Annotated in this window: 5 protein-coding genes and 1 pseudogene; 5 read left to right on the forward strand and 1 reads right to left on the reverse strand. The window is 76.1% G+C overall.

Translation table 11 applies throughout. From position 1 onward, the window contains the following. The 5 genes and pseudogenes from FRAQA3DRAFT_RS19485 to FRAQA3DRAFT_RS31690 all read left to right on the forward strand — a co-directional run. Positions 1-610: pseudogene (locus FRAQA3DRAFT_RS19485) on the forward strand (hypothetical protein); the annotation flags it as partial. A gap of 99 nt (positions 611-709) precedes the next feature. Continuing rightward, positions 710-2848 carry a 26S protease regulatory subunit gene (locus FRAQA3DRAFT_RS19490; protein ID WP_009740768.1) on the forward strand — a complete coding sequence of 713 codons (2139 nt, stop codon included), beginning with the start codon at positions 710-712 and terminating at the stop codon, positions 2846-2848. Further along, positions 2845-4068, forward strand: coding sequence for an AAA family ATPase (locus FRAQA3DRAFT_RS19495; RefSeq protein ID WP_009740769.1), 1224 nt, complete (start codon positions 2845-2847; stop codon positions 4066-4068). Before FRAQA3DRAFT_RS19490 ends, FRAQA3DRAFT_RS19495 begins: the two co-directional genes overlap by 4 nt. Further along, positions 4061-5938, forward strand: a complete 1878-nt coding sequence (locus tag FRAQA3DRAFT_RS31685; RefSeq protein ID WP_009740770.1) for a DnaJ C-terminal domain-containing protein — start codon at positions 4061-4063, stop codon at positions 5936-5938. The genes FRAQA3DRAFT_RS19495 and FRAQA3DRAFT_RS31685 overlap by 8 nt, the downstream gene beginning before the upstream one ends. A 428-nt stretch (positions 5939-6366) precedes the next feature. After that, positions 6367-8283 carry a hypothetical protein gene (locus FRAQA3DRAFT_RS31690; protein ID WP_051054403.1) on the forward strand — a complete coding sequence of 639 codons (1917 nt, stop codon included), beginning with the start codon at positions 6367-6369 and terminating at the stop codon, positions 8281-8283. A gap of 77 nt (positions 8284-8360) precedes the next feature. Here FRAQA3DRAFT_RS31690 and FRAQA3DRAFT_RS19510 read toward each other — a convergent pair. Further along, positions 8361-9907, reverse strand: a 1547-nt coding sequence (locus tag FRAQA3DRAFT_RS19510; protein ID WP_009740772.1) for a TIR domain-containing protein, incomplete at its 5' end; no start/stop codon positions are given.

The following is a 9907-nucleotide window of genomic DNA, read 5'->3' on the forward strand; positions in this document are numbered from 1 at the left end:
CAGCAACCCGGACGGTCCCAGCAACCCGGAGGGCCAGGGCGGTGCAGCGGGACGGATGACGCCGCCGTTGCCGGGGCCGCTGCTCTCGGCGCTGCTGCGCGGATCGCCGCTGACCGCGGTGCTGTACCGGCCGGACGGCGGGGAGGCCGACGCGGCGGTGCCCGGCGCCGGCGCGGCGCCGGGCGCGCGGGGACGGGGACCCGCCGGCGCGACGCTCGCGGTGGAGACCGCGCGGCTGCTGCTGACCCGGCCGCGGGGGGCGCAGGTCCTCGCCGGGACGCTGGCGGCGCCGGTGCTGGACCCGGCGGTGCTGGCCTGGCGCTGTTCGCTGCTGATCGCGCTGCTGCCGGCGCATCCCGACGCCGTACTGGACACCTACGTCAACGCCCGGCTGCGGCACGCCGAGGAGTGGACGAAGCTGCTGGACCGGGCCGTGCGTGCGTTGCGCGGCGGGATCCGGCGCGCCGAGTCGCTCGCGCTCATCCGGTTCTGGCTGCCCCTGGCCGTGCTCGACCGCCGCAGCCCGGACCTGCTGCGCGCGCGGCCCTACCTGACCGATCACCGGCCCGCCCTGGACCTCGTGGCCCGCTATGGCGTCGGCCGGTCCTGACGACGACCCGCCCGAACGACCGGCCGCCCGGATCGCGGGCCCGCGTGGCCGACCGGACCCGACGAGGTCGACCCGCCTGGAGTAGGAGACCTGACCACCGTGCTGACGCTGACCGTCGCGCCGTTCGACCTCGCCGCCTTCCGCCGGCGCTACCTCGACAGCCAGGTGCACGAGCCCACCCTCACCCTGGGTGAACTGCTGGCCGGCCATCCCGCGCTGTGCCTGCAGCCGCTGGAGACGGCGCACCTGGACATCCCGGTGGTGGAGCTCGCCCTGCAGCTGGTGGAGCCCGGGCCGCAGACCCCCCTCTACCGGCCGCCGGGTGCCGCCCTGGCCGAGCTCGGCGCCGCCCGGGCCGCGGACGGCGGCGGCGACCCCGGCGGCTCCCCGAACAGCCGCTCCCCGAACAGCGCTGTTCCGGACGCCGGCTCAGCGGGCGACGGGCCCGCGGGCGACGGCTCAGCGGGCGACGGCGATGGTGCGGCGCGCAGGCCGTCGGCGGTCACGGCGGCCGAGCGGCAGATCACGATCGTCGCCGCCGAGGACGACCATCCGCAGTACCTGACCGAACGGCGGGCGGTGGCGATCGCGCACGACCCCGACATCACCCGGGCCGCCGCCTACCTGGATCGCAACCTGTCGGTGCTCATCCGCTGCGAGAAGCTCCTCGTCGAGCACCTCGCCGCGGAGATCGCCGGCCGCTCGGGCCGCAACCTGCGTCAGGTCCGGCCGGCCGCGGCGGCGCCGGGGGCGCGAGGCCTCGTCGACCCGGCGGGCGGCCGGCGCGCCGAGCAGCTCGCCGCCCTGCAGCAGACCGTCCAGGACGCCAAGGCCGACGACGTCGTCGTCGTCCCCCACCTGGACCTGCTCGCCGGCAACAGCGACGCGACGCTCACCCCGGAGGCCCGGGAGCTGACCGACGTGCTGTACGAGCGCAGCGACTGCATCCTGCTCGGCTTCTTCGACCCGTCGCTGGTGATCCCGGAGGTGCTCGCGGACCGGTTCGCGGTCCGGCTGGCCGTGGACATCCTGCCCCGCGACGTCGCCTCGCACCGCCGGGAACGGGTGCCGGTCGGCCGGGCGCTGGTCACCCGGGAAGAGGCCGACCTGTTCGGCGGGTTCGACGACGCCGGGCTGTACAAGTACGTCGCCGGGCTCAACGCGGTCCGGCTGCGCCATGCGGTCCGCTTCGCGTACCACCAGCACCGGCCGGCGCTCGGCTCGGCCAACCCGCCCACGTTCGGCGATCTGCTGCACGAGCTGCGCACGTTCAAGGCGAAGACGTCGAGCGCGTTCGAGGTGCCGACGGTGACCTTCGACCAGATCGGCGGCTACGACGAGGTGAAGGCGGAGCTGGCGCGCGCCCTCGACATCGTCGGCGGGGCGGCCGAGCTGCCCGAGGAGCTGCGCCACGACCTGGTGCCGCGCGGGTTCATCTTCCACGGGCCCCCGGGGACCGGCAAGACGCTGTTCGCCAAGGCGATCGCGAACCATCTCAACGCCACCATCCTCGTCGTGTCCGGCCCGGAGATCACCGACAAGTACGTCGGCGAGTCCGAGCGCAAGGTGCGAGACCTGTTCGCCGAGGCCCGGCGCAACGCGCCCACGGTGATCGTCTTCGACGAGTTCGACTCGATCGCCGCACAGCGCAGCGGGCAGGACGACGGCGGCAGCCGGGCCGGCAACGCGGTCGTCGCCCAGCTGCTCACCGAGCTCGACGGCTTCCGGCCGGAGGTGCCGGTACTGATCATCGGGACGACGAACCGGATCGACCTCATCGACGACGCGCTGCTGCGGCCGAGCCGGTTCCGGCCGGTGAAGATCGACCTGCCCGACAAGCAGGCCCGCCGGCGCATCGCCGAGGTGCACGCGAAGCACTTCGGCCTGGCGGGGCGGCTGTCAGGGCGGCTGCTCGACGCCATCGCCGACGCCACCGACAAGATGAACGGCGACGAGATCCGCTCCATCTTCCGCGACGCCCGCGCCGACGAGCTGGTGGGCCGCCCACCCCGGGCGGCGGATGCCCGCCGGCTCGGGGAGCTGGTCGGCGCGCTGCGCCGGGCTCAGCAGGAACGCGACGTCGGCCGCGGGCAGGAGATCGGCGTGCGCCGCGCGGGCCGCGACCGCACGCTCATGGGGCGGCTGACACCGGCCACCGCCCCCGACTCCCCCGCCCTGGCCGGAGAGGCCCGCGAGGCCGGGACCGCCGTGGAGCTCGAGGCGGAGGTCCGGCGGTGACCGCCGCCGTCCTCGATCTCGAACTGCGGGCGCTGGCCAACACCTTCCGGTTCCGCCTGCATGAGCTGCGCGAGCAGTTCGTCGGCCGGGACGAGGCGGTCGACCTGCTCGGCCTCGCGGTGCTCTGCCGCGAGCACATGCTGCTCATCGGCCCGCCCGGAACGGCGAAGACCAGCCTGCTGGACCGGTTCCGCCGGATGCTCGACGCGGACTACTTCACCTACCTGCTGACCCGGTTCACCGAGCCCGCGGAGCTGTTCGGGCCGGTCGACATCCGCCGGCTGCAGGCCGACGGCGTCTACCGGGTGAACACCAAGGGCATGCTGCCGGATGTCGAGATCGCCTTCCTCGACGAGGTCTTCCAGGCCAACAGCGCCATCCTCAACTCGCTGCTCACGCTCATCAACGAGCGGCGTTTCCACAACGGCTCGCGGGTGCAGGACGCACCGCTGGTGACGCTGCTCGGATCGTCCAACGAGATCCCGGACGATCCGCTGCTGGCGGCCTTCTCCGACCGGTTCCTGCTGCGCTGCCAGCTCGACTACGTGCCGGACGACGTCATCGAGCAGGTCCTCGACGTCGGCTGGCGCCAGGACCGCGCGGCGATCCGGGCCGCCACCGCGGACGCCGGCTCCGGCGACGCCGCCGGCGGGGCGGGCGACGTCCCCTTCGGGGCCGCGGAGCTACGCCGCCTGCAGTACGCCGTGTCGACGGTCGACCTCGGCGGGATCCGCGACGTCTACGCCCGGATCCTGCGCGCCTTCCGGGCCGAGGGCATCGTGTTCTCGGACCGCCGGGCGGTGCGGGCGCAGCGGACCTTCGCCGCCGCGGCCCTGCTCGCCGGGCGGGCACGAGCCGAACTGGACGATCTGGCGACGCTGGCGCACCTGTGGGCCAACCCACGCGACGAACCCTCGATCCGGCGAATCATGATCGACCATGCGGTGACGGTCCGGGAACCGGGCCGCACGGTGCGCCACCAGGCCGTGGTGCGGGCCGACATCCAGGAGCAGCTGCGCCTGCTCGCCCGCGAGGGCGACACCGTAGGCTCCCCGGAGGAGCACCGCGAGCTGCTGCGCCGGCTGCGTCGCCTCACCGTCGAGCTGCGCCGCGACCATCCCGACCTGCGCGAGCAGCTCGGCGAGGTGCAGCGCGCCCAGCAGGGGGCGATCCGCCTGTACCGGGAACGCTACGACCTCGACGGCCTCGGCGATGGTTGACCGGCGCGGGCGCGCCACCGGCCGGGCGGCGCCGGCGGGCCTGGTGCGTGCCGACCTGCTGCGCCGGGCCGGCGAACGCTACCTGGAGGCCGAGGCGATCCCCGACGCGGCCCGCTGCTTCGACGACGCCGGGGAGCACCGCCGGGCCGCCGTGCTCTACCAGCGGGTCGAGCTGTACCGGGAGGCCGTCGACGCCTACGTCCGAGCCGGGCTGTTCGACAACGCCGCCTGGCTGCTGGCGGCGCGCATCGGCGATCCGGCGGCCACCGAGCGGATGCTGGCACGGGCCCGTGCGGCGCCGCCGCCCGCGCGCACCGGAACCCCGGTACCGGACGGGGTCGCGACGTTCGTGACAGCAGAGCTGCTCGACGCCGGCGCCCGGCTGAACGCGGTTGCCGAGCCGGCGCGGGAGCACCAGGAGCTGCTCGGCTTCCTCGACGCGCGGCGCGAGGAGGTCACCCGTAATGTCGCGGTACCGCTTGCCGACCTGGTCGCCGGAATCGTCCGCGCCCGGGAGGCGACCGGTCGGGCCGCGGCCGCCGGCGACATCCCCCTCGGCGCCGGGTGGCGGCGGACGGAGCTGGCGCTGCTGGCCTGGTTCCGGACACTGCGAGCGGGGGGCGGCGACGCCTCGACCGTGCTGCCGCCGCCCGACCCGGCCCTCGTCCACCGCCTGATCACCGCCCGCAGCGTGGCCGTCGACGTCCACGCGGCCCCGCTGGTCCTGCCGGTACTTGCCGAGGTCCGCGCCCAGCTCGGCCGGATCAACGCCGCGCATGCGGTGGAGCTGGAGGCGCGGGCCGTGGAGGTCGCCGCGGCCGTCCACCGCTACGACCAGGTCGCGTTGCTGTTCGCCGCGGCCGTGCGGGCCGGGCACCCGGGCGCCGAACAGCGGTGGCGCGCCTGGGCCGAGCGGGTCCTGCACACCACGCTGATCCTGCCGGAGCCGGTGGGCAGGGCGACCGTCGCGGCGGGCCTGCCTGCGGCCGGACCCGGCGGCGCCGCGGACCGCGACCCGTCCGACCGCCGCAACCTCGGCCGCGATGAGCCCGCCGGCGCCACCCCTGCCTCTGCCGGGGCCGCCTCCCCCGGCGCCCGCGCCGCTGGGGATGGCGCCGCTGGGGATGGCGACAGCGACGTCGCCGGGACCCACCACGATCCCCGCCGGGCGGCACGCGGCGACGACACGCAGATCCTGCTACCGATGCCCCTGGCGAAGACGGCCCTGGGCGCGGTCAGCGTCGTCCGGGTCGACGTCGCCGCCACCTGCCCCGACTGCGCAGGTCTCGGGGCGCGGCCCGGCACCACGCCGACGACCTGTGGCCCGTGCGGGGGTGGGGGCCGGCTGCGCGACACCGGTGGCGACGCCGGGGACCGGCCGCCATGCCCGCACTGCGCCGCCACCGGGGTGCTCATCGACGATCCCTGCGCCCGGTGTCACGGCGAGGGCCGCATCCGGGTGCGGCGATCGCTGGACATCGCGATCCCGGCCGGCGTGCCGGACGGCAACCAGATCCGCTACGGCGGCCTGGGGGACGCCGGCTTCGGCGGCGGGCCGCCCGGCGACGTCCACATCCGGATCCATGAGCTGCCCCACCCCGTGTTCCGGCGCCGCGGCGACGACCTGCACAGCGACCTCGTGCTACCGGTCGCCGCGGCCGAGCTCGGGACGACCCGCGTCGTCCCCACGCTCGACGGCTCGGTCGAGGCGGTCGTGCCGCCCGGCACCGCCGACGGCGACCTGGTCACCGTCGGCGGTCACGGCGCGGTGCGCCGCGGCGGCGGCGGGCGGGGGGATCTCGTGCTGCACGTCGTCCGCCAGCCCGATCCCGCCGCCGGGCCCGGGGAGACCGTGGACGGACAGGACTGACACTGACAATGAGTTCGCAGAACGCCCGGCGCCCGCCGCAACGGCCACGCGTCTTCCAGCAGATCGAACCGCTCGACACCCCGGAGGGACCGCCGGACCGCGCCGGTCACGGCCAGGATCCCGCGCGGGCCGCCCGCCCGCCCGAGGCCCCCGGCCAGAGCGGCATCGCCGACCCTTCCACCACCCCGATCACCGCCGGCGGCGGCTCCGCCGGGCGCGCAGGCTCCCCCGCGGGGGACCTCCCGCCACTCGCGCCCGCCAGGACCGGGCCAGTGCGCAGCGCCGGCGATCCGGCTGCCGGCGCCCCACCCGCGCCCGCCCCGCCCGCCGTCTCGGCCCCGGCGACAACACCTCCGACACCGACTGCCCCAGCGACAGCGCCCCCAGCGACAGCGCCCTCAGCGACAGCGGGTTCGCGGCCCAGCGGGGTGACGGCCGCCGACGGTCGGGTCTCGGCGGGACGGCCGGAGGCCACCGGCTCCCTGCCGGGCACCGACCCGGCCGGCTGGCCGTGGCGGATCGGCGCCCGGTTCTCCTCCCCGGCCGGCCTGCTCGCCTTCCTCGGGCAGCTTGCCGCGGCCCGGTTCACCGGCGAGCACTTCCGGGGTGACCGGGCGGGGTCGTGGTGGGCCGTCGCGGAGCTCGATCTCGATCTGGCCCGCGAACTCACGGGCCTGTACGGCGGGGAGCTGTTCGTGTCCGCGCGCGGCAGCCTGCTGCGTGACCGCGGCTGGGGGCGGCCACCCGCCGTCCCACGCCCCCGGGACGCCGTCGAGGCGGTCGACGAATCGACGCTGCGCGCCGTGAGCCTGGGCCAGGTCGTCCGCGCCGCGGGACTGCGCCCGCAGCGGCCACCGCAGCTGCGCGAGACCGTGATCATCCTGCCCGGCCTGGCGGCGACGGCCGTGGTGCAAAGGGCGCTGGACCTCGGGCTCGCCGTCACGCACCGCCCGGTCGAGCTCGAACCGCTGCCCGACCTCGAACCGCCGCCCGACCTCGAACCGCCGCCCGACGCGGATCGATCCACGGACCGGTCCGGCACCGGGCGGTTCCTGATCGAGGTGACGCTGCGTGCCACGGCCGGGACGCTGCCGCCTTCCCTGCTCGACGCCCTGGCCCGGCTGCGCACCGGCGTGCTGTGCCGCCGGGTCGGTCGGGCCGCGTCCGTCCTCGTGCAGTACGGCTGGATGTCGCCGGCCCCGCCGGAGCTGCTGGAGGCCGGTTTCGCCGGCACCGTCGGCGGCGGCAGCTGGCTGCTCGCCCGGGAGCCGTTCGGCAGCTGGCGCCTGCGGCCGCTGTCCGCCCCGACCGACAGCTCGGCGCTCGTCGAGCTCGGTCTCGGGGCCACCCTCGAACCCGCCGGTGAACCCACCTCCGACGCGGAGATCCGGCCGCCGGTGCTCAGCGTCGTCCCCGGGCCGACGCCGGGCCGGACCGTCGACGCGGTGCTCCTCGACGACGGGGATCTGGCGACGGCCGCGCTCGTCCTGGAGGGCCATCCGGTCGCCGAGTACCTTCAGGTGGTACGCGGCCGCAACCAGCATCTGCTGCTGGCGGCGGGTGGCGACCTCGAACGGCTGCCCGTCGGGGAGCCGCTCTACTGCGTGGGTCCCGGGCTGGTGTACCTGCCGCTGGGACACCGGACGAGGCCGCGGCTGCCGACCGCCGCGCGAGCGGCGCTGTTCGGCGCGGGCCGCGACGCCGCGGTCGTCCTGCTCCCCGGCCGCATCGTCGTGTTCGACCTGCGCCGGCGGGAGCCGGTGTGGTCGCTGTGGGTCGGGCCGCTGCCGCCGGTGGACCTGCAACTGCCCGAGGAGGCGGCGAACGCCCTGGCCGCGGCAGGCAGCGGGGATCCGGCCGGCGGTCCGGGCGCGACCGCCCAGCCCGGGACCCCCGGCGGGGACCGCGGCGGCGGGGACCGCGCCGGCGGTGGCGCGGCCGGTGGCGGGACGCATGGCGCACCGACAGCCGGTGGCGACCAGAGCTGGGCACGCGGCGCGCAGCCGGGCGGCGAGGCCGAGGGCTCTGCCGCGGCGCGCCGACCCGGCGCCGGGTCGGCGGGGACCGCGTCCACCCAGGGGCAGCCGGGCTCCCGGGAACGGTCGGGGGCTCGCGAACGGCTGGGCCGAGGCGCGCTGCGCCGGCTGCTGGGGTGGAACGCCGGCAGCCGGGTGCCGGCCGTACAACGGTCCTGGCGGGATGAGGCGCTCGAGGCCGAGGCCGCCGGCGACCTGATCACCGCCGGGACGATCCACGAGCGCAACCAGGACGTGCTGGGGGCGGCCCGGCTGTTCGAACGGGCCGCCCGCGAGGCCGAGGAGGACGCCGGCCGGACCGCGCCCTGAGTCCAGCCCCCACGCTCGCCAGCCGAGGCTCGCCGGCCCGGACGGATCGCCCGCCCGGACGGATCACCGGCGGCGGCTCAGGGGGGGTCGAGCAGGCCGGCGAGGACGCGGGCCACGCCGTCGAGCACCTCCTCGGCGGCCTCCTCGTCGAGGGCCTTGAGGGTCTTGCCGCCGGGATTGGCGTACTGGTAGCGCGCCAGGTCCGGGGTCGCCTCGTACTGGCTCACGCTCACCAGCACCGGCAGGATCCGGCAGCCGCCCCGCTCGGCGGCCGCGAGCAGCCGGGGCAGCTCGACGGTGCGGATGAACTCCGAGGCGAGAAAATCGGCGCTCACCAGCAGCACGGCGAAGCGTGCCGCGTTCAGCGCGTCGGAGATCCGCCGCCGCCAGTCGTCACCGAGACCGATCCGGCGATCCGACCAGACGTCGAGGACGCCCGCCCGTTCCAGCGGGTTGAGATGCACCAGCAGTCGATCCAGCCAGTAGGAGTCCCGATGGCTGTAACAGACGAAGGCGGACTGCCGCTGATTCGCCTCCTGCTTACCCACGGCGGTCAGCAGGGCGGCTCGATCCAGATGCCGTAGGTAGAAGACGAGCTGAGGATCGTCCGCACTCAACCGGCGGCTGCGCGCGTCGTAGTGGAAGTACCGGCCGATCTCGCCGTGCGGGCCGAACCCTGGCCCGGGCCGGGCGAACACCCGGCCGATGGTCCCGTCGAGCGCCGGCCGGCGCCGGCGGACGTCGTCCAGCGTGACCGTGCCGGTCGGCGACGCGGCGAGCTCCGCGAGCAGCTCGACGCAGGCCGTCTCGTCCGGCCGGTCCAGGGCGGCGAACGCCTCGATGGCCGGTTCGAAGTACCGCATCTGGCGCATCGCCCAGGCCCGAGCCGTGGCGAGGTCCACCCGCACCGCGGCGGGGCGGTCGCCGGGCATCGTCTCCTCGATCCCGGCGAGGGCGGCCACCGCCTGGCACAGCGACTGGGCCGTCGCGAGGCTGCCGCCCGCCGCGCCGGCGATCTCCGCCTTCGCGTCGAAGCTGATGTTGAGCGCCACCTCACCCTTGGTGATCAGTTGGAGGACCTGGTCGTAGCCGGCGTACCCGAGGGTGAACACCCGCGTCCGTAGGCCGATGTCGGAGCTGCGCGCCACCAGCCCGCGCCCGGTGTCCGGGATCCCGATGATGACGAGCTTGCCGGGAGGGTCGGCGGCGTCGGCGAGCCGCTTCATGTGGTCGACCAGCGCCCGCTGGACGTCCTGTGGAAGGTGGTGGAAGTCGTCCACCGCGAGCACGCCCCGGTGACCGGTCTGGGGGAGCCGGCGCAGCCGCTCGACGTCGGCGGGCCGGCGCGCGGTGTAGGTACGCAGCCCGCCGAGGAGCTCCGCGTCCTGGCGGGCCGCCCAGCGCAGCAGCGTGGTCTTGCCGATCCCGGCCGGCCCCTCCAGCACGACGCCGATCCCCGGCGAGCGCAGCGCGATCCGGAACGCGAGGTACTCGGTGGGCTCGACGAAGGTGACGTCGGGGACGCCGGCCGTGCGGAAGACCTCCTCCATACGCATGCGCACCACCGGCCCCACCCGGGCCGCCGCGGGTGGGGGCGTCCCGTCGTCGCCCCCGGCCGCGCCCC

It is taken from the genome of Frankia sp. QA3, assembly GCF_000262465.1.
Lineage (GTDB): Bacteria > Actinomycetota > Actinomycetes > Frankiales > Frankiaceae > Frankia.